Here is a 26,390-nt window from a genome sequence, read left to right as displayed (position 1 = left end):
CCCTCTTGGCCGGCGCCGGGCCTTGCGGCTCGGCCGCCGACCGGCGCGCCGCCGCGGCGGCGGCCGCCTGTGCCACCGGCGACTTCTTGGCGGCGGCGGCCTTCTTGGCCTTCTTGGCCCCGACCGCCTTTCGCGCCTCAGCCAACTTCAGACCCCCCAACTCGTATGGAGACGGTGCACTCGTGACGGGCACGTGATGATCCCACCATGCGGCCCAGCATTGCTTCCCCCGCCGACCGTAGCAAGCTGCCGGCCCGCGGCGCGCCACCCTGCACGTGAGCGCGCAACCGCGCCGTAGGCTTGCCGCCACGACCACCGGGCCCAACTCCGCCGTCACGATCGACGACTCGGCTGCCGCCGGCACGCCCCTCGACCTCGTCGCGTCCCGCTACGCCACGATGGCCGAACGCTCCGCCGCCGGCCGCCACCGGCTGGGCCGGCCGCTCACCTTCGCCGAGAAGGTCCTGTTCAACCACCTAGAGGACGACGGCCTCGCTCCACTGGTTCGGGGACGGTCCTACACCGAGTTCCGCGTCGACCGAGTGGCCATGCAGGACGCCACCGCCCAGATGGCCCTGCTGCAGTTCATGAGCGCCGGGCTGCCGCGAGTGCAGGTCCCCACGACCGTGCACTGCGACCACTTGATCCTGGCCCGCACTGGGGCCGTCGCCGACCTGGCCACCGCCACCGAGACCAACGCCGAGGTCTACGACTTCCTGTGCACCGTCTCGGCCCGCTACGGGATCGGGTTCTGGAAGCCGGGCTCGGGCATCATCCACCAGGTCGTGCTGGAGCACTACGCCTTCCCCGGGGGCATGCTGGTCGGGACCGACAGCCACACCCCCAACGCCGGTGGGCTGGGGATGGTGGCCGTGGGCGTGGGCGGGGCTGACGCCGTCGACGTGATGACAGGCGGCACGTTCGGGCTGCGCTGGCCCAAGCTCATCGGTGTCCGCCTCACGGGCCGGCTCTCAGGCTGGTCGTCGCCCAAGGACGTGATCCTCAAGGTCGCCCAGCGCCTGACCGTCAAGGGCGGCACCGGCGCCATCATCGAGTACTTCGGGCCAGGGGCGGGCACCATCAGCGCCACCGGCAAGGCCACGATCTGCAACATGGGGGCCGAGGTGGGCGCCACCACGTCGCTGTTCGCCTACGACGAGCGGGCGGCCTCTTACCTGAGGGCCACGGCCCGCGCCGACCTCGCGGACGCTGCCGAGGCCGTGGCCGAGCACCTGCGGGCCGACCCCGAGGTCGAGGCCGACCCTTCGGCGTTCTTCGACGAGGTCCTCGAGATCGACCTGTCGACGCTGGAACCCCACGTCGTCGGGCCCCACACCCCCGACCTGGCCCGGCCCGTGTCCGAGGTGGCCGAGCAGGCCAAGGCCAACGGCTGGCCCCTCACCTTGTCCCAGGCGTGCGTCGGTTCGTGCACCAACTCGTCCTACGAGGACATCAGCCGGGCGGCCAGCGTGGCCCGCCAGGCGTCGTCGCGGGGGCTTCAGGCCCGTACTCCCCTGCTGGTCACCCCCGGGTCCGAGCAGGTGAGGGCGACCGTCGAGCGCGACGGCCTGCTGGCGGACCTGGAGGCCATCGGGGCCACGGTGCTGGCCAACGCGTGCGGCCCGTGCATCGGCCAGTGGGCCCGCAGCGACATCGCCGACGGCGAGGTCAACTCCATCATCACGTCGTTCAACCGCAACTTCCCGCGGCGCAACGACGGCAACGCCCAGACGCTGGCCTTCATCGCCTCGCCGGAGACGACGGTGGCCTACGCCCTGGCCGGCACATTGGACTTCAACCCGATGACCGACCCTCTCGACGGCGCCGCGCTGGCCGAGCCGGTGGGCGACGAGCTGCCGGCCAAGGGCTTCGCCCGCGACATCTCCGGCTTCCTGGCCCCTCCGGCTGACGGCCAGTCGGTGGAAGTCGTGATCAGGCCGGACAGTGCCCGCCTCCAGCGCCTCGAACCGTTCCCCCGCTGGGACGGCCGCGACTTCGTCGAGCTACCCGTGCTTCTCAAGGCCAAGGGCAAGTGCACCACCGACCACATCTCGGCCGCCGGCAAGTGGCTGCGCTACCGGGGCCACCTCGAGAACATCAGCGCCAACCTGTTCCTGGGGGCGGTCAACGCCTTCACGGGCGAGGCCGGCGCCGGCTGGTGCCACGTGCACGAGGCCATCGAGCCCTTCCCCGACGTGGCCCGCCACTACAAGGAGGCGGCAATGGCGTGGGTGGCCGTGGGCGACGAGAACTACGGCGAAGGGTCGTCGCGCGAGCACGCGGCCATGGAGCCCCGCTTCATGGGAGGTCGGGCGATCATCGTGCGGTCCTTTGCCCGCATCGCCGAGACCAACCTGAAGAAACAAGGGGTGCTCCCCCTGGTGTTCGAGGACCCGACGACCTACGACCGCGTCCTGGTCGACACCCGGGTCTCGGTGCTGGACCTGGCCGCGCTGGCGCCCGACCAGCCCGTGCGCTGCCTGCTCCACCAGAGTGACGGCTCGGTCGAGCAGTTCTGGTGCACCCACTCACTGTCGGAGGAGCACATCGCCTGGTTCCGGGCGGGCAGCGCCCTCAACCTCATCGGTGACCGCTTCCGGGCCGCCCAGGGCGGTGTGGGCGCTCAGGAGGCTGGTGCCTAGGGAGTGGCGGCCTCCGCGCACTCGACACCCGCGGGGCCGACGGTCGCTGCGTGTTCGGTACCGGGATCGATCTCCAGGCGGTCGCCAGGGCTGAGCTCGACGTCGCCCTGCTCGCGTGTATGGAACACGATCGAACCCGACAGGCAGTAGAGGACCTTGTGGTACCCGTGCTCGTGCCAGCCGTAGCGGTCACCGGGGCCGTTGCCCCACCGCTGAGGGTCGAGGCCCTCGGCCCGCATGGACGAGACGATGGCCGCGGCATCGGCGACGGCATCGGCGACGGCGTCGGCCCCCTGGCGGCGGTCGATGGCCGCGTTGCGGTCGACGCGTACTGCCATGGGCCCCAGCCTGGCACGATGGCCCGGTGATAGTCGACCCCGAGCTCGAGCGCTACGCCGCCGACCACAGTTCGCCCGAGGCCCCGCACCTGGCCGCCGCGGCGGCCCGCACCCGGGAGGCGTCCCAGTCCCACGCCATGATGGTGGGGCCGCTCGAGGGCCAGTTCCTGGCTCTCATGGTCGCCCTCACCGGGGCCCGCCGGGTGCTGGAGATCGGGACGTTCACCGGCTACTCGGCCCTCTCGATGGCGGCCGCCCTGGGCGAGGGCGGGACCATCGTCACCTGCGAGCTCGACCCCGAGCACGCGGGCCTGGCCCAGGGCCATTTCGACGCCAGCCCCTTCGCCGACCGCATCGACCTCCGACTGGGCCCGGCCCTGGAGACCGTCGCCGGGCTCGACGGCCCCTTCGACCTGGTGTTCATCGACGCCGACAAGGCCCACTACCTCGACTACTACGAGGCCGTGCTGCCCAAGGTCGCACCGGGCGGGGTGGTGCTGGCCGACAACGTGCTGTGGAGCGGGCGGGTGCTCGACCTCGACGACCAGAGCGAGGACACGGCCGCCATCCGAGCCTTCAACGACCGCGTGCGCGACGACCCGCGGGTCACCTGCGTGATCCTCACCATCCGGGACGGCGTGAGCGTGATCCGCCCCCGCTGATGCGCCGTGGGGTGCCGGCCGCCCTGGTACTGGCCGTCACGGCCGCCTGCGTGGGCGGCGGGACGGGCCCCGGCGGCCAGGCGGGCATCGCCCCCGCTCCCCCACCCGAGCAGGTCGGGCCCTCGGGCACGGCCCCGGTCGACGTCGACGCCGACGTCGACAGCGACCCGTGCCTGACCGAACCGGTCCGCCGCACGCCGAGCCCCGATCGGCCCCGTTACCAGATGTCCCTGGACATACGGCCGGCCGAGGCCACGGTGACGGGCACGGTCGACGTGACGTTCGTGCTCGACTTCGACACCGACCAGGTGGCCTTCCGCCTGTGGCCCAACGGGCCCCGCCAGCAGGCGGCCGGCGCCCTGCTCACCGTCGACGGGCCCGTAGAGATCGACGGCCAGCCGGTGGCCACGGCCCTGGCCACCCCCACCCGGCTGGTGGCCCGGCCCCCGGCCGGGCTGCGGGCCGGCCAGCCCGTCCGGGCTGCACTGTCGTTCCACCTGCGGCTGCCCCAGCCCGCCCGCGACCGGATCTCGGCCGAGCGCGACAGCGTACGCCTGGGTTCGTTCTTCCCGATCCTGGAGTGGGAGCCGGGCCGGGGCTGGACCGACGACCCGCCCACCACCCGGTTCGCCGAGGCGTCGACGGCGCCCACGGCCGACTTCGACCTGACCATCACGACGCCGCCCGGCTACACGATCATCGCCAGCGGCGTGCAGGACCGCCCCGGCCACTGGACAGCCACCGCCATGCGGGACGTGGCCGTCGCCGTGGGCCGCTTCACGATGGTCACGGGCGTGGTCAACGCCCCTCACCCGGTGACCGTGACAGTCGGGGTGGACGCCGACGCCGCCGACCGGCCCGAGCCCTACCTCGAACGCTCCATCTCGGTCCTGGAGGAGACCGCCAGGCGCTACGGGCCCTACCCGTGGACGACGTTCTCGGTCTCGGTCACGCCGGGCACGAGCACGGGCGTGGAGTACCCCGCCCACGTGCTACACGGGCCGGGTACGGCCGGCGACATCCTCACCCACGAAGTGGCCCACCAGTGGTTCTACGCGTTGGTGGGTAACAACCAGGCTCGTGACCCCTGGTTGGACGAAGCCCTCACCACCTGGGCCGAGGCCCGCTACGAAGGGACGGTCGACGCCTACCGGGCGACGGCCGTCCCGGCCGACGTGCGGGGCCGGACGGCCGAGCCCATGACCTTCTGGGACCAGTCCCCGTCGTTCTACCTGGGGGCCTACGTGCAAGGGGCCCAGGCCCTGGCCGAGCTGGGCGAGCCCGACCGGGTCGACTGCGCCCTGCGCCTCTACGCGGCCGACCACGCTTACCGGATAGCTACCCCGGCCGACCTGGTGGCCTCGCTCACCCGGGTGTTCCCCGACGCGGCCGAGGTGCTGGCCGGGTACGGGGTGCGACCGTGAGCCGCAGAGGCCGGTCCCGCGGAGCCGGGCAGCCGCCCGTCCTCACCGCCTTGCTGCTGGTGGCCCTGGCCGCCTGCTCGCCCGGCAGGGACGGGGGCCAGGGGGCCGTGCTGGGCGGGGGCTCGGGGCCGACGACGACCCGATCGGGCCCTGCTCCCCTGATGGGCCCGGTCCCCGCGCCGGGGCCGGGCGCGGTCGTCACCCCGACGGGCGTGGCCGTACCCGTCACCGGCCCGGCCGAGGGGGGCGGATGGGCGGTCACCACGCCGTGCGGGCGCCCGGCGGTGGTCCGGTCGGGGACCTACGTGGCGTCGGCCACCGTGGTCCTCGACCCAGGCCACGGCGGGATCGACCCGGGCGCGGTGTCCCCCGGAGGGCTGTGGGAGTCGGTGGTGAACCTCGGGGTGTCCGAGTACGCCCGCGACGCGCTGGAGGAGGCGGGCTTCACCGTCCTGCTGACGAGGTCCGCGGACTACGACCTCGAGCTCCCCGTGAGGGCCGAGCTGGCCAAGGCGGTGGGGGCCCGGGCCTTCATCTCGGTCCATCACAACGCCGAACCGGACGGGCCCTCGGTCGGGCCCGGCTCCGAGACCTACTACCAGATCGCCTCACCCGACTCCAAGCGGCTGGCCGGGCTCCTGTACGAGGAGATCATCCGGGCCCTGTCGCGCTACGACATCGCCTGGATGGCCGACCGCGACGCCGGGGCCAAGTACCGGGAGGGGTCGCGGGGCGACTTCTACGCCGTCCTGCGCCAGCCCGCGCCCATCGTCAGCGCCCTGGTCGAAGCGGCCTTCATCTCCAACCCCCCGGAGGCCGAGCTGCTGGCCCGGCCCGAGGTCCAGGAGCTGGAGGGCGAGGCCATCGCCCGGGCCGTTATCCGCTACCTGACCACGGCCGACCCCGGCTCGGGGTTCGTCGAGCCTTACCCCCGAGGTTCTCCCCCTGGGGGCGGCGGCGGTGTGTCCCGCTGCACAGACCCGGCGCTGGAGTGACCCGTACCGCGGCCTGGTCGGCCGGGTCGGCGGCAGGAGGATGAGAGCTTTCTCATCCTCGTCTCATCAGCCGTTCACGGCTCGGCGCGACCGTGGAGGGGTGACCATCGGGCCCGACTGCCTGCGCCTCCTCCTCGGCCCGGCCGCCGGTGACCTACTGGCCGCCGCCCTCGGGGGGCGGGCCTCGCTCCCCGGCCGGCCCCGGGTGCAGGATGTCCGCTACCGCCCCGGGCACAGCGTGGTCGTCTCCTACGGGGCCCGGCTACGGAGCCCGGGGCGTCCGCCGTGGGCCGATGTGTTGGTCGCCTCGACCGGCGTGGACGTGCCCGAGGGCACCTGCGTGGTCGCCGGGGACGAGTACCGGGTAGCCGTGTGGACGGCGTCGTCTGATCCCTTCCTGCCCGGCCTCGGGGCGGTCCTCGACCCCCGGGGGGCGCGCTCGGTGCTGAACGATCTGGGTGCGCCCGCCGGGCCAGTGCGCGCGGCCCTGCGCTCCTACCGGCCCGGGCGGCGGGCGGTCGTGGAGGCCGAGGTCGAGGGCGGCGCTGCTCGCTTGTTCGTCAAGGTGCTGCGACCGTCGAAAGTCGAGGCCCTCCAGAGGCGCCACGCGCTGCTCTCGGCCCACGTCCCCGTACCCCGCAGCCTCGGATGGGCCCCCGACCTCGGCCTGGTCGTGCTCGACGCCCTGCCGGGCCGCAGCCTGCGCGACGTTCTGGCCGGGGGGGCCGATGAGCTACCCGGACCGGGACAGGTCGTGGCTCTCCTCGACGCGCTCCCGCCGGTCCCGCCATCGTGGCCTGCCCCCGTGCCCGCGGCTGCCCGGGCCCGTGAGCACGCCCAGCTCATTGGTTCCGTGGCCCCCGGCCTGGGCCAGGCCGCGCACCGGGTGGCCGACGCCGTCGAGGCCGGCGAGGCTGGCGAGCCCGGCGACCCAGCGGGCCTCACCGAGGGGACCACGACCGTCCACGGCGACCTGCACGACGCACAGTTGATGGTCGACGGGCCCCGGCTGTTGGGCACGGTCGACATCGACACCGTCGGGCCCGGACGGCGGACCGACGACCTGGCCAACCTGGTCGGCCACCTGGCCACGCTGGCGGCCGCATCCCCGGCGCACCAGCGGGCGCACTCCTACGGCCAAGCCGTTCTCGATGTCGCCGACGGTCTCGTCGACCCATACCGGCTGCGACTGGCGACGGCCGCCACCGTCTTGGGCCTGGCCACCGGGCCCTTCCGCGTCCAGGAGAGGGGCTGGCCGGCGGCCGTGGCCCATCGGGTCTCACTGGCCGAAGCCTGGGCCGCCAGCGCCCGCGCCCTGCGGCCCCGGGCCGAGGGTGAGAGAGATCTCATCGCCGCGTCACCTCCGGCCAATCCCCGGCAAGGATCCTGAGCGGGTACCCCGAAACAAGGAGGAACCTGATGCAGCTCCCCAAGAACTGGAAGGTAACCACCGCGGCCGTGGCCTCGGCCGGCCTGGGCCTGGGTGCCTTCGCCCTGACCGGCAGCGGGTCGGCCCAGCCCGTCGACCCCATCCGGCTCCAGGACCGGGTCACCATCGAGGCCGGCGCCAACGGTCCGGTGACCACCTTCGACCCCGCTTTGGCCGTGCCCGAGTTCCTGGCCAGCACGGCCGCCGGCGCCAGCCTGGGCTCGCCTTTCTCCAGCCCGATATCGGTCGCCTCGGCGGCCAGCACCGGCTCACCGGACAGCATCGACAGCCCGGACAGCATCGACAGCCCGGACAGCATCGACAGCCCGGACAGCCCGGACAGCCCGGACAGCCCGGACAGCATCGACAGCCCGGACAGCATCGACAGCCCGGACAGCATCGCGTCCTTCGGCTCGCCGTGAGCGCCGAGGCGGGGGTGCTCTCGGGGCGCCCCCGCCTCGTCGCGCCCGCCGACCAGACTGCGGGTGTGCCCGCACCTGCTCCCCCGCAAGTTGGCCACGGCCGGGCCCGGCGCTGGGCCCGGTCTCTGGCCCGGGCCCGCATGCGCATCCTGGGGTGGTACGTGGTCCTCATGGGGGTGGCCACCGTCGCCTCACTCGTGCTTCTCCGCCAGGTGCTCGAGGCCCGCCTCGACGACCGGGTGGGGGACGACCTGGTGCAGGAGGTGGAAGAGCTGCGGGCGTTGGCCGCGGGCGTGAACCCGGCGACGAGCGAACCGTTCGGGCCCGATGCCCGGGCCATCTTCGAGACCTTCCTGGCCCGCAGCGTGCCCCACCGCGACGAGGCCTACGTGGCCTTCGTGGGCGGTGAGCCGTTCGCCATCACGGCCGACTCCCCCGTGCGGCTCGACCGCGACCCGGCCTTCGTGGACCGGTTCGCAGCCGTCCCGTCCGACACCCTGGACGAGATCGAGACTGCCGCCGGCACGGTCAGGGTACTGGCCGTACCCCTGGTCGGGGCGGACGGCGGGCCCGTCGGGACCTTCGCGGTGGCCCGGTTCCTGGCCACCGAGCGCCAGGAGGCGGCCGACCTGCTCCGGACCACGGCCCTCATCTGGGGCGGCATCCTTCTCGGGGCCACCCTGCTGGCCTGGCTGGCCGCCGGTCGGGTGCTGGCCCCCGTCCGGCTGGTGTCGGACACGGCCCGGTCCATCACCCTGACCGACCTCAGCCGCCGCCTCCCCGAACCCGGCGACGACGAGCTCGCCGGCCTGGTCTCGACGTTCAACGGCATGCTCGACCGGCTGGAGAGGTCACTGGCCACCCAGCGGGCGTTCATCGACGACGCCGGCCACGAGCTACGCACGCCCATAACGATCATCCGGGGCCACCTCGACGTGATGGGCGACGACCCCGCCGACCGGGCCGATGCCTTGACCGTGATCGACGACGAGCTCGACCGGATGAACCGCATCGTGACCGACCTGCTGCTGCTGGCCCGGGCCGAACAGCCCGACTTCCTCAGGCCCGAGCCGTTCGACCTGGGCGAGCTCGTGGGGTCGCTGGCCCCCCGGGCCGCCCAGCTCGGCGAGCGCCACTGGGTGACAGTCGTGCCCTCCTCACCGGTGCCCGTGATGGCCGACCGCCAGCGCCTGACCCAGGCCATGATCAACCTGCTCGACAACGCCGTGCGCCACACCGTGGCCGGCGACCGGATCGAGATCGGGGTGGCGGGCGCCGGCGGCGGGGCTCGCCTGTGGGTGGCCGACTCGGGCCCGGGGGTGGAGGAGGCCGAGCGGGCCGCGATCTTCGAGCGCTTCCGCCGGGGCCGGGGCCACGGTCGCGAGGGGGACGGGGCCGGCCTGGGCCTGGCCATCGTCCGGGCCATCGCCGAGGCCCACGGCGGGACGGCCACCGTTGCCCCGGCCCGTCCCGGTCCGAGCCCCGGTGCCCGCTTCGAGATCGCCCTACCCGCCCGTTCGGCCGGCGGGCCCACGCCGTGAGCCGGCTGCTCATCGTCGAGGACGAGGCCCGCATCGCCGCCTTCCTCGAACGCGGCCTGCGGGCCGCCGGCTACACCACCACCACCGTGGCGTCGGCGGCCACGGCGGCCTCGGTGGCGCGCGACGACACCTTCGACCTCGTGGTCCTCGACCTGGGGTTGCCCGACGGCGACGGCGTCGAGGTCCTGGCCGCACTGCGGGCCCGGGGGGAGAAGCTGCCGGTACTCATCCTCACGGCCCGCGACGACGTCGGCGCCCGGGTGCAGGGCCTCGACGGCGGGGCCGACGACTACGTGACCAAACCCTTCCACTTCGACGAGCTCCTGGCCCGGATCCGTGCCCGGCTGCGCGACGCCGCCACCGAGCCCACCTCCGGCCGCCTGCAGGCCGGCGGCCTGGAGCTCGACCTGCACGCCCGGGTGGTGGTCGACGGCCACCGGCGCATCGAGCTCACGGCCCGGGAGTTCGCCCTGGCCGAGACCTTCTTCCGCCACCCGGACCAGGTCCTCAGCCGCGAGCAGTTGCTCGACCGGGTATGGGGCTACGACTTCGACCCCGGGTCCAACGTCGTCGAGGTCTACGTCCGCTACCTGCGCCGCAAGCTGGGCGAAGCGCGCATCGAGACCGTCCGGGGCATGGGCTACCGCTTCCGCACCGCGGGGGTAAACGCTTGAGCCTGCTCCCTAGCGGACGACGCTCACCTGCACCGAGCCCTCGCCCACGGAGCCGTAGAAGTTCTCCCCGCGGAGCATCTCGGGGTCCCAGCACCGCTGGTAGCCAGGCCCGAACTGGAAGCGGGCCGTGTAGTCACCCGGCTCCCGGTAGGAGTGCCGTAGCTCGACGACCTTGACGGACTGCTCGGGGTCGCGCTGAGGGGGGTCCCAAGGGCCGAACGGTTCGCACGGCATCTCGAGGAAATCCGCATGGATAGCCACGTCGCCGAACGACGTGTCGTTCAGGTAGCTGAACACGCCGTCGGGGTCGCTGAGCACGATCGTGAACACGACCTCCTCCCCGACCCGGGGCCTAGGGGGTGACACCGTCACCTCGACCGTCAGGGGGCGATCGGGCTCCGGGTCGGGATCGAAGTAGAAGGGCCCGCACGTCGGGTCGAGGCTGTTGCGGCAGACGACCGTGGTCGACGTGGTAGCGGGGGTGCTGACCACTGGCCGGGTTGTGGCGGTCGTAGCCGTCGTCGTCACCATGGGCACGGAGGTCGGAGCAATGGTCGAGGGTGAGCCCGGCAGCCCCGGGAGGCCCGGCGGGAGCCCGGGCTCTGGGGGGATGGTGCCCAAGGCCGCCGGGGACGCGGTACGCACCTCGGTGTTGCGGCCGTCGCCACTGTCGAACGTGACCGCCACGAAGGTCCCCGCCATCACTAGAACGAGGCAGGACATGGCCAGGGAGCGGACACGCCGGGCCGACCGCAACTGATCGGCACGGCGCTCGACGAGACCACGAAGCTCGTCTTCGGAGCGGCCTCGGAGGACGGGCGGGCCGTCACCTGAGCTCATGAGCCACCTCCCACTCGGTACCCAACTGGTCCCGCAGGTGCCCCAGGGCACGGCCTGTGTGACGCTTCACCGACCCGGTGGACACATGGAGGAGCCGGGCGATGTCACCTTCGGTCATCCCCACCAGGTAACGAAGCGTCACGACCTCGCGCTGGCGCCGTGACAGCCGGGCCAGAGCCGACGCCAAGGCCATCTGCAGCAGGACCATGTCCTCGTGGCTCGGCTGGACGGCCTCGATCGACGAAGGCAGGCACCGTTGGCGGCGCCGAGCCATATCAACCGCGACATTGGCGGTCACCCGGAGCACCCAGGCATCGCGGTACGGCAGGGCCCCCACCCGCCTCCAGCGGACCGCCGCCCTGGCCAAGGCTTCGATGGCTGCGTCCTCGGCAGCCGTCACGTCGCCAAGAACCCGGTAGGCCACCTGGACGGCGAGAGGCATGAGGTGTCGGAATGCCCCGTCGAACCCGTCGGCCCCGTCGCTCGCCCTGACCATCAACCTCTACATCGTCCGAAGGCCCGACCAGGGTGACACAGCCCAGGAGAAAGTCGCCGTTCGGTTGTCGGGTGGGCCGTAGAGGACTCGAACCTCTGACCCCTTGCGCGTCATGCAAGTGCGCTACCAACTGCGCCAACGGCCCGTAGTGGTGCCCACCCTAGCGGCTACGGGAGCCGGTCGGGTTCAGGGCTCGTCGGCGGTGGGGGCGAAGCCCTGGCGCAGGGTGTTCTCGCTGGTGGCCCGGGGGTCGACGAACTGCATGAGGTAGTCGGGACCGCCGGCCTTGGACCCGACCCCCGACAGGCCGTAGCCCCCGAACGGGTGGCGGCCCACGATGGCGCCGGTGATGGTGCGGTTCACGTAGACGTTGCCGGCCCTCAGCTCGTCGGTGGCCAGGCGGATGTGCGACGGTGAGCGGGAGACGACCCCGGCCGTGAGGGCGTAGGGGGTGTCGTTGGCCATGGCCACGGCCTCCTCGAACGACCGGGCCCGGGCCACCGCCAGGACGGGCCCGAAGATCTCCTCGGTGGCCACCCGGCTGTCGGGCGGCAACCCCACGACGATGGTCGGGCCCACGAAGTAGCCCTCGCCTGCCCGCCCGCCGCCCGCGAGCCCGTCGCCGGCCAGGACCACCTCGCCCTCCCCGCGCGCCAGCCCGACGTAGCTCCTCACCCGATCGAAGGCGTCCTGGTCGATGAGCGGGCCCATGTCGACGCCCATGTCCCGGGGATGTCCGACCTTCAGCTCCCGGGCGGCCCCCACGAGGCGCTCCACCAACTGGTCGTGGACGGCGTCGAGCACGACCAGTCGGGAGCAGGCCGAGCACTTCTGGCCCGAGTAGCCGAACGCCGACCCGAGCACGATCGGGACAGCCTGGTCGAGGTCGGCGTCGGCATCGACGATCAGAGCGTTCTTGCCGCCCATCTCGGCCACCACCCGCTTCACGTGGCGCTGCCCGGGGCGGTGGACGGCGGCCGTCTCGACGATCCCCAGGCCCACGGCCTTGGACCCCGTGAACGTCACGAACGAGACGTCGGGGTGCTCCACCAGGTAGGCCCCCACCTCCTCGCCCACCCCCGGCAGGAAGCCCAGGACCCCGGCGGGCAGGCCGCCCGCGACCAGGGCCTCGACCAGCTTGGCGGCCACCGCGGGCGTCTGCTCGGCCGGCTTGAGCAACACGGCGTTGCCCGTGACCAGGGCAGCCACGGTCATGCCCGTGGGGATGGCCAGGGGGAAGTTCCACGGGGCGATGACAACCCCGATCCCCCGGGCCTGGTAGCGCAGGGCGTTGCGCTCGCCCGGCGGCGACTCGACCCGCCCGCCCTCGGCCATTGCCAGGGCGGCCCGCCCGTAGTACTCGCAGAAGTCGATGGCCTCGCACACGTCGGCGTCGGCTTCCCGCCAGGGCTTGCCGGCCTCGAAGACCTCGAGGGCGGCCAGCTCGGCCCGGCGGGCCCGCATCCACTCGGCCGCCCGGAAGAGCACGGCCGCCCGCTCGGCGGCCGGCGCCCGGCGCCAGGCGGGCCAGGCCCGGCGGGCAGCCTCGAGGGCGGCCTCGGCCTCCCCCGGCCCGCACGAGGCCGACTCGGCCACCACCCGCGACGGGTCGGCAGGGTCGACCGAGGCGATCTTGGCCGAAGTGTGGACCGGGTGGCCGTCGATGACGGCCGGCACCTCGCCGCCCAGGGGCCCGCCGTCTCGTCCCAGCCGGTCGACGGCCGCCGCCAACCCGGCCCGCACTGTGGACCGGCGCCATTCGGCCAGCGGCTCGTGGTGGTAAGGGCCGGGGCGGGCCGGGTCGGTGGGTGGGCGCCGGACCGGCCCCTCGGCCGCCGGCAGGCGGTCCACCGCGGGGGCGGCCACCAGCTCGGCCAGGTCCCGTCCCTCGACGTAGCGGCGGCGCACGAAGCTCTCGTTGGCGGTGTTCTCCAGGAGGCGGCGCACCAGGTAGGCCATGCCCGGCACCAGCTCGCCCACCGGGGCGTACACCCGCAGGCGCAGGCCCATGCGGCGGACGGCCGCATGGACCGGCTCGGCCATCCCGTACAGGAGCTGGACCTCGTACCCGCTGTCGGGGATCCCCTTCGACCGGGCGTACTCCACGGCGTAGGCCAGCGAGCGCAGGTTGTGGGTGCCGAATGCGGCCCGGACCTCGCCGTGGTGGTCGTGGAGCAGGCGGGCACAGCGCTCGTAGTTGGCGTCGGTCTCGGCCTTGCCGGCGTACACCGGAACGGGCCAGCCCTCGGCCTGGGCCGTCACCGTCTCGGTGTCCCAGTACGCCCCCTTGACCAGCCGCACGGTGACCGGCTTCTCCCGCTGGGACGACCAGGCGACGAGGTCGGCGAGGTCGTCGCGCGAGTCCCGCAGGTAGGCCTGGACGACGGCCCCCGCCTCCATCGAGGCGAACTCGTCCTCGGAGAGCAGCTCGCGAAAGAGCTGGAGCGTGAGGTCCTTCACGTCGTAGTGCTCGGCGTCGAAGTGGACGAACGCGCCCTCGTCGCGGGCCAGCCGCAGCACGGGCCGCAGGCGGGCCTTGGCCTGGGCCAACCCGTCCTCGCGGGTCAGCGGCGAGTAACGGGAGGCCAGCGCCGTGGGCTTGACGCTGACGTTGACCCGGGGAAGGGGCCCGAGGTCGTCGCGTTCGAGGTGATCGTCGGGCGCCCAGTGCCGCGAGCTGTCGACGAGGGTGCGCAGCAGCTCCATCACCCGTTGGGCGTAGCGGTCGGCCTCGGCCCCAGTCACGGTCTTCTCGCCCAGCAGGTCGACGGTCGAGGCTGCCCCCACCCGCCACAGGCGGTGAAGGTTGGGCACGGCCGACGCCGGGCTGCGGCCCACGATGAACTGCTCGGCCACCCGGGTGATGTTGCGCCGGGCCAGACCGGCGGCCGCCGCCTTGCCGAAGGGCACGTGGTCGGCCACCCCCAGGCCCAGGTCGAGCATGCGGGGCAGGTCGGCCCCGGCGAAGTACTCGTCGAGGTGGCGCATGACGTCCTCGTCGTCCACCGTGGAGGGGAACACGTCGACGAAGCGGAAGAGCTGGGTCTTGAACGACGGGTGGGACATGGCCCACTCCAGCATGCGCTCGCTCCACCACGAGGACTGCACGACCGCCGACCGCTCACCGTGGCCCGAGCCCATGTCGGCCAGGCGGCGGGCCAGGGCAGTGACGCTCGCGTCCAGCGGCGTGCTCATGGCTGCGAACGTTATTGCCTGAAGGCCGGCGGCCCAGGCCGTCCACCCTGTCTGCGCTCACAAGTCACCCAGGGGGCACACAGGGTTGTCACAGCCACCGGTGCGATCATGGAGGGGTGCAAGAGCCCAAGACGCGCATCCTGGTCGTCGACGACGAACCCAACATCACCGACCTGGTGAGCACGGCCCTGCGCTACGAGGGCTTCGACGTCGAGGTCGCGGCCGACGGGCGCTCGGCCCTGACCGCCGGCCAGACGTTCCGGCCCGAGCTCATGGTGCTCGACGTGATGCTGCCCGACCTCGACGGGTTCACCGTCGTGCGTCGCCTGCGGTCGGACAACGTCCCCGTGTCGGTCGTGTTCCTCACGGCCCGCGACGCCACTGAGGACAAGGTCCAGGGCCTCACGCTGGGCGGGGACGACTACGTGACCAAGCCGTTCAGCATCGAGGAGCTTGTGGCCCGGGTCAGAGCGGTCCTGCGCCGGGCGCGGGGGGGCTCGTCGGCCGACACCGGCCGGCTCACGTTCGCCGACCTCGAGCTCGACGAGGACACCCGGGAGGTGTGGCGGGGGCGCGACCCCGTCCAGCTCACGGCCACCGAGTTCAAGCTGCTGCGTTACCTGATGCTCAACCCCCGACGGGTGCTGACCAAGTCCCAGATCCTCGACCACGTCTGGCAGTACGACTTCGACGGCGACGCCAACGTCGTCGAGACCTACATCAGCTACCTGCGCAAGAAGATCGACCGCACCGAACCCCGCCTCATCCACACCGTGCGGGGCGTCGGCTACAGCCTCCGCCTTCCTTCGAGCCACGTCGCGGCGGCCGACGTCAGGAGCTGATGACGCTCCGCACCCGCCTGCTGGCGGGGCTGCTGGGGCTGGTGGCCATCGGGCTGGTGACGGCCAACGTCGTCACCTACCGGGCACTCAAGGTGTTCCTCTACGACCGGCTCGACCAGCAACTGGCCGACGCCGTCACGCCCCTGGCCGACGAGCTCCAGATCGGCCGGCGGGGGGCTCGCCCCGGGCCCGACGGGGTCATCGGGATCGCCGGGGAGACGATCCCCACGGGCACGTGGGCCGCGGCCGTGAGCCCCGAGGGGACCGTAACTGCGGCCCTGTGCGTGGGGTGCGCCAACCCTGAGGCCGGCCCCCGTCCCGCGTTCTCGCGGGCCCACCTGTCCGAGCGAGGGCCGGTGAGCGTCGACGGGGCCAGCGGCTCGGTCCGGTTCCGGATGCTCGTACAGCCGTCGGCCGCCGGGGGCCTCGTCCTGGTCGCCATCCCCCTGCGGGAGGTCGAGCAGACCCTGGGCCGGCTGGTGGCCATCGAGGCGGCGGCCACGTTGGCCGTCCTCGCGGCCGTGGGGCTGACGGCCCGCTTCCTCGTCCGCCAGGGCCTCCGCCCCCTGGAGGACATCGGCCACACGGCCGGGGCCATCGCCGCCGGCGACCTGTCGCGCCGTGTCGAACCGGCCGACGAGAGGACCGAGATCGGGCGCCTGGGCGCGGCCCTCAACACCATGCTGGGCCGCATCGAGGCGTCCTTCGACGCCCAGCAGGAGTCCGAGCAGCGCCTCCGGCGGTTCATCGCCGACGCGTCCCACGAGCTGCGGACACCGCTCACCTCCATCCGGGGCTACGCCGAGCTGTTCCGCCGGGGGGCGGCCGAACGCCCCGAGGACCTGGCCAAGGCCATGCGCCGGATCGAGCAGGAGGCCGGGCGCATGGGCGTGCTCGTCGAGGACATGCTGCTGCTGGCCCGCCTCGACCAAGGCCGGCCCCTCGAACGCACGGCCGTCGACCTCTCCAGGGTGGCGGCCGACGCTGTGGACGACGCCCGGGCCGTCGACCCCGACCGGACCATCACCTTGGAGGCCGACGGCCCGGCCGTCGTCACCGGCGACGACCCGCGGCTCCGCCAAGTGCTGGCCAACCTGCTGTCCAACGCCCGCCAGCACACGCCCGCGGGCTCGCCGGTCACCGTCCGGGTGGCGGCCGGCCCTGAGCGGGCGGTCGTCGAGGTGGCCGACCGGGGCCCGGGCCTGACCCCCGAACAGGCGGCCCGGGTGTTCGAGCGCTTCTACCGGGCCGACGGTGCCCGGGCCCGTTCCCAGGGTGGGACGGGCTTGGGCCTGGCCATCGTCTCGGCCATAACCGAGGCCCACGGAGGCCAGGTGTCGCTCGACACGGCCCCGGGCGAGGGGGCCCGCTTCCGGGTGGAGCTCCCGCTGGCCCGCCCCACGAAGAACGAGGTCAGCGACGGTACCGAGGCCACCCCTGGAGGGCCCGCGCCTGACCACCCTCTGGGCCCGACCCCACAGGAAAGACCGTCCGCGCCCGCCCTTCTCACAGACGGCTCACAGCCGGGCCCGGTTGACTGAGGGGCATGGCCGCACCCTCGTCCCGCCTCCGGGCCGGCATCGTCGTCGTCGTGCTCGCTTCCTTGGCCGCCATCGCGGCCACCTACTTCCTGTTCTTCCGGGGGGACTCCCCCCCGCCACTACAGCTCTCCACGCCCGAGCCCACTACCGGTGCGACCTCCGGTGCCAGCCCCACCACAGCCGCCGCCCAGGCGGCCGGGGCCCCTGAGGGCGGAGTCACCGGCCGTTGGTCCGTCGGCCAGGGCTCCACGGTCGGCTACCGGGTCCGCGAGAAGCTGGCCCGGCTCCCGGCCCAGAACGACGCCGTCGGGCGCACGACGGCCGTCACCGGGGCCATAGAGGTCGGCCAGCGCGGAAGCGACCTCGTCGTCGCCGCCGGTTCACGGTTCGAGGCCGACGTGACCCAGTTGACCAGCGACGAGCCCCAGCGGGACAACCGCATCCGTACCCAGGGGCTGCAGAGCAACCAGTTCCCCACGGCCACCTTCGTGGCCACCGCACCAGTGACCCTACCGGCGGCAGCCGCCGAAGGGGCCTCGCCCGTGAAGGCCGAGGCCACTGGTGACCTGACCATTCACGGCGTGACCAAGCGGGTCACTATTCCCCTCGACGCCCAGCTCACCGGAGCGAGGATCGAAGTGGTCGGCTCGCTTCGTTTCCCGTTCTCCGACTTCGGGATGTCGCCCCCCAACATCGCCGGCTTCGTGACGGTCGACGAAGAGGCCACCTTGGAGTTCCAGCTCTTCTTCGACAAGCAGTAGGAGCGGCCATCCCCGGGGCCCCGGCCCGGCCGTGCGCCGGGGGCGCAGCCCCCGAGACAACTAGCCTCTAGGGCGTGGCGGCCGAGGCAGAACAAGGGGCGCCGACCACGAGGGACGGGAGCCCGGTGACCGACGACGAGGTCGGGCGCGCCACCGTCGACGCGCTCCACCGGCTCGAAGGGCTATACCGGGAGAGCTTCCGGGCCCTGGCCCAGGAGCTGCAGGCCGTCCGGCGCCAGCTCGACGAACCGGCGTCGACCGGGCTGAGGGCCGAGGTGCGAGCGTCGTCGCGCGAGCTCGACGAGCACCTGCGCACGGTCATATCCGAGGAGGCCCGCACGCTGCGTGAGGAGCTGGGCGACCTACGGGCCCGGCTCACCGACCGCCGGGCTCAGGACACGGCCGACGTGCGGGCCGCCCTCGGGGAACGGGGTGAGCACCTCCAGGCCGTTCTGGCCGAGGAGGCCGCCCAGATCCGGGCCGAGCTCCAGGGCCTGCGCGCCCAGGTCAAAGAACAGCAGGTAGCCGACCAGCAGCTCCTGCGAGCCGAGCTACGGGCCGCCCTGCGGGAGTGGAACGAGCACCTGCGCACGAGGATCGGCGAAGAGGCCACTGAGCTACGGGGGGAGCTGCTACGCACCCGGAGCCAGCTGGGCGAGAACCAGGCTCAGGAGAGGTCCGACCTGCGGGTGGCCCTGGCCGAACAGATCGAGGCACTGAAGGTCACGGTGGCCGACCAGGTCCAGCGCACCAGGGCCGAGCTCGAGGCCCTACGCGAGCAGCTCGCCGACCGGGAGGCGGTCGATGCCGCGGCCGAGGCCGGCCGTCGCCAGGTGCACGCCGCGGTCGTCGCCGAGGCCGAGCAGGCTCGGCTCGGGCTACTGGCGGCTGTCACCCAGTTGCAGGAGCTGCGCGACGCTGACCGCGCCGCCATCCAACGGGCGCTGGACCAGGGGAGCCAGTCGGTCGAGTCGGCCGTGAACGAGCAGTTCGAACGCCTCCGGGGCGAGGTCCGGGCCTCGATGGCCGACTCCGGCGACCAGTTCCGGCGCTCGCTGCGGGAGCACACCGACAGGTCGTCCGGCGACCAGAACCGCCTCTCCGACCGGCTCATCGCCCTCCAGGGCGAGGCCCGCGACGACCTGCTGGTCGCCCTGGCCGACGCCATGGCGGCCTTGGAATCCCGATCGGTCGACCAGCTCTCGGCCGTGCGCTCCGAACTGTCCGCTCGCTCGACGGAACAGGCCGAGACCCAGAGTGAGGCCCTGGCCCGGGTGGCCACCGAGGTCGCGGCGCTCGCCGCGGAAGCCCGCGAACAGCGCCTGGCGGTGGTCGCCCAGGCCGACCTCCTGAGAGCTGAGATGGAGACGGTATGGGCCCGGCTCCACGACGAGCACGCCGAGGACCGGTCCTCGCTACGGGCCGCTCTCGCCGAGAGCTTGGCTTCTATGACCCGCAACGGTGAGCGGCGGGACGAGCGGACGAAGGCCCTGATCGAGAGCGTCCAGACCGAACTGGTGGCCCTCCGGTCGCTTCCCGAGCGGACCGAAGTCGAGCTGCGCGCCCACATGGACCTGCTGACCGACGCCTTCCAGTCACAAGCCGAGTCGTTCCGGGCCGCCCTCACCCAGCAGCCGGCCCGCACCGCCGACCTCGTGGTCGGGATCCTGCGGAGCGAGATGGCCGTGCTGGCCGACCGCATCGCCGGCGAGAGCAAGTCGGCCGCCGCCGAGCTCGTGAAGTTGGTACGAGAGGGGCAGGCGGCGCTCGTCGAGGACCGGGAGCAGGTCCGGGACGGCCAGGCCAAGCTGATGGACACCGTGGTCTCGGCTCGGCGCGAGATCACCGGTCAGCGCTCGGAGGACACCGCCCGCCTGGAGGGAACCCTCCGCGAGCTCCGCGAACACCTCGGCGACCGGCAGGCCGAGGACGCCGAGGCCCTCTTGGCGGCCATCGCGGGCAACGAAGAGCGGCTCCACGAACTTCTGTCGGCGTCTCGTACGGAGACGCGAGCCGGGCTGGAACAGGCAGCCCGCGCCCGGTCGGCCGCAGCGGACGAGAGGCAGGCGCAACTGGCCTACCTGGAAGCTGCGCTCCAGACCTTCAACCAGGCCCTGGAGATCAACCGCCAAGAGGTCCACGCCCTCGTCCACTGGAGCCACGACGCGACAGCCGCGTCGGTGGGTGCCGTGGCCGCCGACCTGGCAGCGCGGCTCGATGCTCTGGTGGTCGGCGTCGCGGCCGCCAAGGAACCGGCAGGGCCCGCTCCGCAGGACGGTCCCAGCCCCCCCGCACCGGTCGAGGACGACGAGCCCGAGGCGCGGGCACCGGCGAAGAGGGCGGCACCGTCCAAACCCACGGCCAAGAAGTCGGGGCCGTCCAAGGGCCGGGAAGCGGGCGCCTCGACCCGGGCGGCCGCACCCCCCAACCCGGTTAGGGTGGCGGGCGCGGCCCGGGCCGGGGCCGCCCGCCGGGCGGGACCCACCAAAACATTCGAAACCCCCTCCCGCCGCCAGCGCTAGTCCACCCGCAGCCGGCTGGTCAGCTCCTCACGGCGTGTTTCGAACTCGTCGGTGCTGACCGTGCCGGCGTCGTAGGACTGGTGGAGGGCGGCCAGCGCGGCGAGGAGGTGGCCTTCGTCGTAGTCCTTCTGGGGCTCCTCGTCGACCACCTCGGGGTCGACCTCGTCGCCGCGGGTGGCCCGGCGCTCACGCTTGTCGGCCGCCTTGGCCTTCTTGTCCCGTTCGCGCTGCAGCTTGCCGAAGGTGGCTCGTCTCTTTCCCATCTTCCCCTCCTCAGGACGCGGTCGGAACGGCCGGCACGAGACCGGTCAGGTTGGCCAACCGCGGGTCGTTCGAGAACACCTCGATGATCGGGTCGGCCAGCCGGAGGTGGCGCTTGAGGCGCTCGACCTCCAGGACCTGGTCCCAGAGCACGAAGGTGGCGACTATTCCCCCCTTGCCGGCCCGGGCCGTGCGGCCCGACCGGTGGACATAAGCCTTGTAGTCCTCGGGTGGATCGAAATGGATCACGACGTCGATCTCGTCGACGTGGATGCCCCGGGCAGCCACGTCGGTGGCCACCAGCACCTGGAGCTTGCCGTCTGAGAACTCCTTGAGCGCACGCTCGCGAGCACTCTGGCGCAGGTCGCCGTGGATAGCGGCCGTGCGCACGCCCTCGCGCACGAGCTGGCGGGCCAGGCGGTCGGCGCCCCGCTTGGTGCGCACGAACACCAGGGTCCGTTCGGCCGACCGGGCGATGGCGGCGGCCACGAGGACACGGTCGAGGTGATGGACGGCCAGGAAGCGGTGGGTCATCTCCACCTCGGCCTGGGGCTCGGGCGCCACCTCGTGGCGGACCGGGTCGTTGAGGTAGCTGCGCACCAGCCGGCCCACCTGGCCGTCGAGGGTCGCCGAGAACAGCATGTACTGGGGGCGGCGGTCACGGAAGCGGCGGAGCAGGTGCTCGACCTGGGGCAGAAAGCCCATGTCGGCCATGCGGTCGGCCTCGTCGATGACGGCGATCTCCACCTCGTCGAGCTTGACGAAGCCTTGGCGGTCGAGGTCGATCAGGCGGCCGGGAGTGGCCACGATGATGTCCACGCCCCGGCGGGCGGCCGTCTTCTGGGGCTCCATGGAAACCCCGCCGTAGACCGGGACGACCCGCAGGCCGACCGCCTTGGCCAGCGGGCGCAACACGGCGTTGACCTGCACGGCCAGCTCACGGGTAGGTACGAGCACCAGCCCCCGGGGCTTGTCGGAGGCGCCCGGCTTGAGCCGCTGGGCCAGCGGGAGCGAGAAGGCGAGCGTCTTGCCCGAACCGGTCCGGGCCTGGCCGCAAACGTCGCGCCCGGCCAGCGAGTCGAGCAGGGTCATCGCCTGGATAGGGAACGGCTCGGCGATGCCCTGGCGCTCCAAGGCGGAGACGAGCTGTGGCGCAACGCCGAGCTCTGCAAAAGGGTTCACTCTGGCAACTCCTCGAACTTCGGGTGGCCTGCCTCGGCAAACTCCGCGACTAACGAGGATGAGCTAGAGGTGGGCCGCGAGCCGGATCGTCCGGTCTCGACCCTCCCAGCATAGGCGAACCGGCGGCCCTGTGGAAAAACTGGGAAGGACACCCCCCCCCGGCCGTCCACGAGCGGGCCCGCCGGCCCGTCAGCGGTGCTCGGGGTTGGGGAAGTCGAAACGACAGCCGGCGTCCCATTTCGACCGCTGGTTGCCGTGGGCCGGCAGCCCTCCCGCGTCCTTCAGCATCCGGGCGAGGTGCAACAGGTTCCAGGTCATGAAGGTCGTGTTGCGGTTGGTGAAGTCGTTCTCGGGGCCCCCCGAGCCTGGGTCGAGGTAGGACGGCCCGGGCCCGGCCTCGCCGATCCAGCCGGCGTCGGCCTGGGGCGCGATCGTGTAACCGAGGTGCTGGAGCGAGTACAGGATGTTCATGGCGCAGTGCTTGACCCCGTCCTCGTTCCCTGTCACGAGGCAACCACCCACCCGGCCGTAGTAGGCGTACTGGCCGGCGTCGTTGAGCTGGCTGGAGTTGCCGTAGAGCCGCTCGATGACCCGGGTGCAGACCGACGACTTCTCGCCCAGCCAGATGGGGGTGCACAACACCAGGATGTCGGCGCCCATCACCTGCTCGAAGATCGCCGGCCACTCGTCGCTGGCCCACCCGTGCTCGCTCATGTCGGGCCAGACCCCCGTGGCGATGTCGCGGTCGACAGCTCGGATGACCTCCACGGTCACGCCCTGGCGGCGCATGATCTCGATCGAGATGTCGGCCAGGCCTTGGGTGTTGGAAACCTCCGGTGACCGCTTGAGCGTGCAGTTGACGAACAGCGCCCGCAGGTCGCTGAAATCCCACGTGCTCTGCTGGCAGAGCTCCTCCTGCTGGGGTGTGAGCACCATGGCCTCCTCCCTCCCTTAGCCACCGGACCTCCCGGCGGAGATCAGACTAGGAAGCGAAAGGCGGGCGAGTCGGCCTCCAGGCGTTCTATGTGCAGGGGGCTGGCCTCCATGCGCTCGAGCAGGGAGGCCAAGTCCGTGCTGTCGGCCAGCTCGATGCCGACGAGGGCCGGGCCCGTCTCGCGGTTGTTCTTCTTCACGTACTCGAACAGCGTGATGTCGTCGCGGGGCCCGAGCACGTTGTCGAGAAAGCCCCTCAGAGCGCCGGGCTCCTGGGGGAAGTCGACCAGGAAGTAGTGCTTGAGGCCTTCGTGCACCAGCGAGCGCTCGACGATCTCGCCGTAGCGGCTGATGTCGTTGTTACCACCCGAGATCACGCACACCACCGTCGAACCCGGGGTCACCTCCAGCGCCCCGCCCAAGGCGGCCACCGACAGGGCACCGGCAGGCTCGGCAATGATCCCGTCGAGCTGGTAGAGGTCGAGCATCGTCGTGCATACGCGGCCCTCGGGCACAGCCACGACCCCGCCCACCACGGCCGTGCCGAGCGACGCGACGACCTCGTAGGTGATAGCTCCGACGCGCCGCACGGCCGCCCCGTCCACGAACGTGTCGATCGACGCCAGTGCCACCGGGCCACCGCTCTCCAGGGCGGCCTTCATACTCGCGGCCCCGTGGGGCTCGACCCCGATCACCCGCGCCGGCGGGGAGCAGTCGGCGGCCACGGCCGCCACCCCGGCCAGCAGGCCGCCACCACCGACGGGCACCACGAACAGGTCGGGGGGGCGCCCGAGTTGCTCGATGACCTCGAGCCCGACCGTGCCCTGGCCGGCGATCACATGGGGGTCGTCGAAGGGGGGCACGAGGACTGTCCCGTCCCGCCCAGCCATGTCCGCAGCCGCCTCGTGGGCCTCGTCGTAGGTGTGTCCCTCGAGCACGACAGTGACCTCCGGCCCCCCGAGGGCGGCGATCCGCTCGCGTTTTTGGCGGGGCGTAGGCCGGGGAAGGACGACCCGGCAAGCGACCCCGAGGCGCCGGCAGGTGTAGGCAACGCCTTGGGCGTGGTTGCCGGCGCTGGCACACACCACCCCACGGGCCCGCTCCTCGGTGCTCAAGGAGGCGATGAAGTTGTACGCCCCCCGCAGCTTGTAGGACCGCACGACCTGGAGGTCCTCCCGCTTGAACCAGATCTCCGCCCCCGTACGGGCCGAGAGGCGCTCGTTGCGCTCCAGGGGGGTGCGGACGACGACGCCCGCGAGGAGCTCGGCGGCCGCGGCCACGTCCTTGGCGGTGACGGGCGTCATCGGGAGGTTGGCAGTCCACACATGGCGCTCACCGTAGGCGCTGGCACCGGCATGGATCGACCAACTTTCGGGGATCAGCGGAGATGGAAGGGACGGCGGCGAGGGGCCCCGGGCAGGGCACACGCCAGCTCCCCCCTCTCGGCTCGGCGCACGAGCCACAGGCCCCGAGCCGTCCCCGCCAGCCAGACGGCCGCGATGACGGTGCCGGCCAGTACCGGCCGGTCGAGGAGCGCCGCCCCTACGGCCGTCCCGCCGGCCACCGCCCCGAGCAGCCCGAGGGTCAGCGGGAGGTGGCACGGGCAGGCCAGGAAGGAGAGGGCGATCCACCACCGGCCCCGACGTTCCAGGGCGGCCGGCGCCGGGCCCTCGGTTGTCGCACGTGATGTGGCGGTCAAGTCGGGCTCCTCCCCCGGCAGCTCGCCGGTCCCTCGACTGGCCGAACCTGCACGCCCGACCGGCTATTCCCGGCCATCCGGGCAGCTACAGCTCGACGGCCTCCTCGTCGGCGAAGGCGGCGGCCGCGCCCAGGAACCGGTAGGCCCACTCCTGGGCCAAGGGACGCGTCTCGCAGAAGACGATGGGCACGTTGGGGTAGCGGACCTGGGCGGCCGCCAGCATCTCGGCCACCATCGACGGCGAGACGTGTTCGAGCCGGAAGACGTCGGCCCACCGGTCCTCGACCACCACCGCGGCCCGGGCCACGGTGGCCAGTTCGGACAGCCGGACGAGCAGGCTGCCGTCGACCACGTTGGAGGCCAGTTCGCCCAGTTTCTTGCGCTCGACCACGCCCGCCAGGGCACCGTCCACCTCGACGCCGTAGTCACCGACGGCCAGGGCGCGCCGGGCCACGGTCGCCTGCTGGCGCTCGAACTTCCACGGGTAGCGCTCCCGGGTGTCGACGAGCACCTCCAGGGCACCGCCCGCGCTGCGGCGCGTCGGCAGGCGCATTCCCGGCCGGGTCTTGCGGGCCGTCTTGGCCGTCTGCCAGAAGATCCCCTCCCGCCCGCCTTTGAGGGTCGTGACCACGAACTGCGAGCGGTTCTCCCGGTGGCGGTCGAGGACCAGGTCGATGGCCACGCCCCGGCGCACACACGCCCGCACCGCTGTCTCCTCGACGACCTGGGCGTCGTCGGGCCACTCTCCCCGGTGGCAGTAGACCTTCGCGGTCCGCGGCCACATGTCCTTGGCCTTGAGGACGAGCGGCTGACTGCCCAGGGGCACCCACAGCAGGTAAGGCAGGGTCGACGCGTCGTCTGGGTTCAGGGCCACCCGGAACACCGGCACAGACATCGGCACGAACGATACGCGCCAGCCGGCCCTCAGACCCGCAACTGGTGCGCGAAGCGCACCGGTCCCGGCGCGTTCGCCACACAGGTTCGGGCTGGGAGCGGTCCTGCCCCGGATTTGCGCGGGCGGAGCGTGGGTAGCTCCCGAACATGGGTGAAAAAGCACGAATCGACGAATCCAAGGACGAGCTCGGCGAGGTGGTGGCGGAGACTGTGATGCGGGCGGTGGAGAACCTGGTCGGCGGCTGGGACCTGGCCCGGGTGGCCGGCGATGCCAACGAGGTTGAGGTCGAGGTGGCCATACCCTTCCGGGTGAAGGTCCATGTGCGGCCGCCCGATGCCGGCCAACGCCTCCCCCCGGGGACGGTCTGCTGTGTGTGCACGCGCGACTCGGGTGGGACCGTGCGCTGCTGGGGTTCGGACACCGCCTGCTGTTAGGGCATCGCTCAGGCCGCTCCCGACCTGGCATCGAGCAGGGCCAGCAGCTTCGTCGTGGTGTTCCAGTTGCGGATGGTGACGTTCTGGTAGGGGGGTAGTCCGGCGAAGCGGCTCAGGCGGCTCTGGGCGGCCCGCTCGCTCAGCCGCCGGAAGTAGACCGCGCCCGGCCCGGCGAAGGCGTCGTCCACCCCGTCCTTGAGAGAGATGGCCCCGAGGGCTTCGCCCACCGTCAACGGCGCTCGCACGAACAGAACGTCGTACTTGTAGGTCGAGGGGTCGGCGCCGAACCCCGGCGGCGCCTCCTCGACGACCCGACGGAGCTCGTGGTGGCCGAGGACGACGGCCCGGGCCGCATAGGAGAACTGCCGGGTGAGCACGGACTCGATGCGCTCGGCCAAGGCGGCCGCCGGCCCGGCCGCCGAGAAGAGCACGTTGCCGCTCTGGATGTAGGTCGCCACCGCCTCGAACCCGTCGTCGGCGAGGCACTGGCGCAGGTCCGCCATGCGGATCACGTTGCTGCCCCCGACGTTGATGCCGAGGATGCCCCGCTGGCCGTAGAACTTGGTGACGGCCTCCACTGGTGATACTACGCCGCAGGTGTGACAGGAACGGTGGAATCGACGCTCTTTGAGGTGGCGGCCTTGATGGCCGCGGCGAGCTGT

General features: G+C 72.5%; 23 protein-coding genes, 1 tRNA gene and 1 pseudogene. 13 read left to right on the top strand and 12 right to left on the bottom strand.

Annotated features, from left to right (window positions below; all coding sequences use genetic code 11):
- Positions 1-398: 398 nt before the first annotated feature.
- Entirely contained in the window at positions 399-2,642 is a 2,244-nt protein-coding gene (locus AB1673_15015; GenBank protein MEW6155275.1) for an aconitate hydratase, read from the top strand.
- Here AB1673_15015 and AB1673_15010 read toward each other — a convergent pair.
- The gene (locus AB1673_15010; protein MEW6155274.1) at positions 2,639-2,980 is read right to left on the bottom strand and encodes a cupin domain-containing protein; all 342 of its coding nucleotides are present in this window, start codon (positions 2,978-2,980) and stop codon (positions 2,639-2,641) included. The two genes, AB1673_15015 and AB1673_15010, sit on opposite strands and share 4 nt — an antisense overlap.
- A 26-nt stretch (positions 2,981-3,006) precedes the next feature.
- Between AB1673_15010 and AB1673_15005 the strand changes: the two genes are divergently transcribed.
- From AB1673_15005 to AB1673_14975, 7 genes are all read left to right on the top strand, one after another.
- On the top strand, positions 3,007-3,642 hold the full coding sequence (locus AB1673_15005; protein MEW6155273.1) for an O-methyltransferase: 636 nt from the start codon (positions 3,007-3,009) through the stop codon (positions 3,640-3,642).
- Positions 3,642-5,066 carry a M1 family aminopeptidase gene (locus tag AB1673_15000; protein MEW6155272.1) on the top strand — a complete coding sequence of 475 codons (1,425 nt, stop codon included), beginning with the start codon at positions 3,642-3,644 and terminating at the stop codon, positions 5,064-5,066. Before AB1673_15005 ends, AB1673_15000 begins: the two co-directional genes overlap by 1 nt.
- Positions 5,063-6,061 carry an N-acetylmuramoyl-L-alanine amidase gene (locus AB1673_14995; GenBank protein ID MEW6155271.1) on the top strand — a complete coding sequence of 333 codons (999 nt, stop codon included), beginning with the start codon at positions 5,063-5,065 and terminating at the stop codon, positions 6,059-6,061. The genes AB1673_15000 and AB1673_14995 overlap by 4 nt, the downstream gene beginning before the upstream one ends.
- 100 nt (positions 6,062-6,161) lie before the next feature.
- Positions 6,162-7,451 carry an aminoglycoside phosphotransferase family protein gene (locus AB1673_14990; GenBank protein ID MEW6155270.1) on the top strand — a complete coding sequence of 430 codons (1,290 nt, stop codon included), beginning with the start codon at positions 6,162-6,164 and terminating at the stop codon, positions 7,449-7,451.
- A gap of 29 nt (positions 7,452-7,480) precedes the next feature.
- Positions 7,481-7,912: a hypothetical protein gene (locus tag AB1673_14985; GenBank protein ID MEW6155269.1), complete on the top strand. Its 432-nt coding sequence runs from the start codon at positions 7,481-7,483 to the stop codon at positions 7,910-7,912.
- Positions 7,909-9,453 carry a HAMP domain-containing sensor histidine kinase gene (locus AB1673_14980; GenBank protein MEW6155268.1) on the top strand — a complete coding sequence of 515 codons (1,545 nt, stop codon included), beginning with the start codon at positions 7,909-7,911 and terminating at the stop codon, positions 9,451-9,453. Before AB1673_14985 ends, AB1673_14980 begins: the two co-directional genes overlap by 4 nt.
- On the top strand, positions 9,450-10,127 hold the full coding sequence (locus tag AB1673_14975) for a response regulator transcription factor (GenBank protein ID MEW6155267.1): 678 nt from the start codon (positions 9,450-9,452) through the stop codon (positions 10,125-10,127). The genes AB1673_14980 and AB1673_14975 overlap by 4 nt, the downstream gene beginning before the upstream one ends.
- A 9-nt stretch (positions 10,128-10,136) precedes the next feature.
- On the opposite strand, the gene AB1673_14970 is transcribed toward AB1673_14975, so the two are convergent.
- The 4 genes from AB1673_14970 to pruA form a co-directional block, all read right to left on the bottom strand.
- A complete protein-coding gene (locus AB1673_14970; GenBank protein MEW6155266.1) occupies positions 10,137-10,967 on the bottom strand; it encodes a hypothetical protein in 831 nt (276 codons plus the stop codon).
- Positions 10,954-11,463, bottom strand: coding sequence for a sigma-70 family RNA polymerase sigma factor (locus AB1673_14965; GenBank protein MEW6155265.1), 510 nt, complete (start codon positions 11,461-11,463; stop codon positions 10,954-10,956). The genes AB1673_14970 and AB1673_14965 overlap by 14 nt, the downstream gene beginning before the upstream one ends.
- Before the next feature lie 72 nt (positions 11,464-11,535).
- A tRNA-Val gene (locus AB1673_14960) sits at positions 11,536-11,608 on the bottom strand.
- Between the two features lie 41 nt (positions 11,609-11,649).
- Complete coding sequence (pruA, locus tag AB1673_14955; GenBank protein ID MEW6155264.1) at positions 11,650-14,658, bottom strand: L-glutamate gamma-semialdehyde dehydrogenase; 3,009 nt, start codon at positions 14,656-14,658, stop codon at positions 11,650-11,652.
- Positions 14,659-14,774: 116 nt separating this feature from the next.
- Here pruA and AB1673_14950 point away from each other — a divergent pair, with 116 nt between their 5' ends.
- The 4 genes from AB1673_14950 (at position 14,775) to AB1673_14935 (ending at position 20,324) form a co-directional block, all read left to right on the top strand.
- Positions 14,775-15,500: a response regulator transcription factor gene (locus AB1673_14950; GenBank protein MEW6155263.1), complete on the top strand. Its 726-nt coding sequence runs from the start codon at positions 14,775-14,777 to the stop codon at positions 15,498-15,500.
- Complete coding sequence (locus AB1673_14945; GenBank protein MEW6155262.1) at positions 15,500-17,041, top strand: HAMP domain-containing sensor histidine kinase; 1,542 nt, start codon at positions 15,500-15,502, stop codon at positions 17,039-17,041. The genes AB1673_14950 and AB1673_14945 overlap by 1 nt, the downstream gene beginning before the upstream one ends.
- A 5-nt stretch (positions 17,042-17,046) precedes the next feature.
- Entirely contained in the window at positions 17,047-17,802 is a 756-nt protein-coding gene (locus tag AB1673_14940; GenBank protein ID MEW6155261.1) for a YceI family protein, read from the top strand.
- 74 nt (positions 17,803-17,876) lie between these two features.
- Positions 17,877-20,324 carry a hypothetical protein gene (locus AB1673_14935; protein MEW6155260.1) on the top strand — a complete coding sequence of 816 codons (2,448 nt, stop codon included), beginning with the start codon at positions 17,877-17,879 and terminating at the stop codon, positions 20,322-20,324.
- Here AB1673_14935 and AB1673_14930 read toward each other — a convergent pair.
- The 6 genes and pseudogenes from AB1673_14930 to AB1673_14905 all read right to left on the bottom strand — a co-directional run bounded on the left by AB1673_14930 (position 20,321) and on the right by AB1673_14905 (position 25,294).
- Complete coding sequence (locus AB1673_14930) at positions 20,321-20,587, bottom strand: hypothetical protein (protein ID MEW6155259.1); 267 nt, start codon at positions 20,585-20,587, stop codon at positions 20,321-20,323. The two genes, AB1673_14935 and AB1673_14930, sit on opposite strands and share 4 nt — an antisense overlap.
- 10 nt (positions 20,588-20,597) lie before the next feature.
- Entirely contained in the window at positions 20,598-21,767 is a 1,170-nt protein-coding gene (locus tag AB1673_14925; protein ID MEW6155258.1) for a DEAD/DEAH box helicase, read from the bottom strand.
- A 189-nt stretch (positions 21,768-21,956) separates the two neighbouring features.
- Positions 21,957-22,703 (bottom strand): flavodoxin family protein, encoded by a 747-nt coding sequence (locus AB1673_14920; GenBank protein MEW6155257.1) that lies wholly within the window; start codon positions 22,701-22,703, stop codon positions 21,957-21,959.
- Positions 22,704-22,744: 41 nt separating this feature from the next.
- On the bottom strand, positions 22,745-24,004 hold the full coding sequence (ilvA, locus tag AB1673_14915; protein ID MEW6155256.1) for a threonine ammonia-lyase IlvA: 1,260 nt from the start codon (positions 24,002-24,004) through the stop codon (positions 22,745-22,747).
- A 227-nt stretch (positions 24,005-24,231) separates the two neighbouring features.
- Positions 24,232-24,351: pseudogene (locus AB1673_14910) on the bottom strand (hypothetical protein).
- Between the two features lie 133 nt (positions 24,352-24,484).
- Positions 24,485-25,294 (bottom strand): ERCC4 domain-containing protein, encoded by an 810-nt coding sequence (locus AB1673_14905; GenBank protein MEW6155255.1) that lies wholly within the window; start codon positions 25,292-25,294, stop codon positions 24,485-24,487.
- Between the two features lie 146 nt (positions 25,295-25,440).
- On the opposite strand from AB1673_14905, the gene AB1673_14900 reads away from it, so the two are divergent.
- Complete coding sequence (locus AB1673_14900) at positions 25,441-25,728, top strand: hypothetical protein (GenBank protein ID MEW6155254.1); 288 nt, start codon at positions 25,441-25,443, stop codon at positions 25,726-25,728.
- Between the two features lie 8 nt (positions 25,729-25,736).
- Here AB1673_14900 and AB1673_14895 read toward each other — a convergent pair whose 3' ends face one another.
- Complete coding sequence (locus AB1673_14895; protein MEW6155253.1) at positions 25,737-26,306, bottom strand: DUF1697 domain-containing protein; 570 nt, start codon at positions 26,304-26,306, stop codon at positions 25,737-25,739.
- Between the last annotated feature and the right edge of the window lie 84 nt (positions 26,307-26,390).

The organism is Actinomycetota bacterium, assembly GCA_040754375.1.
Lineage (GTDB): Bacteria > Actinomycetota > Acidimicrobiia > Acidimicrobiales > AC-14 > JBFMCT01.
This window is presented reverse-complemented; position numbering and strand designations above follow the sequence as displayed.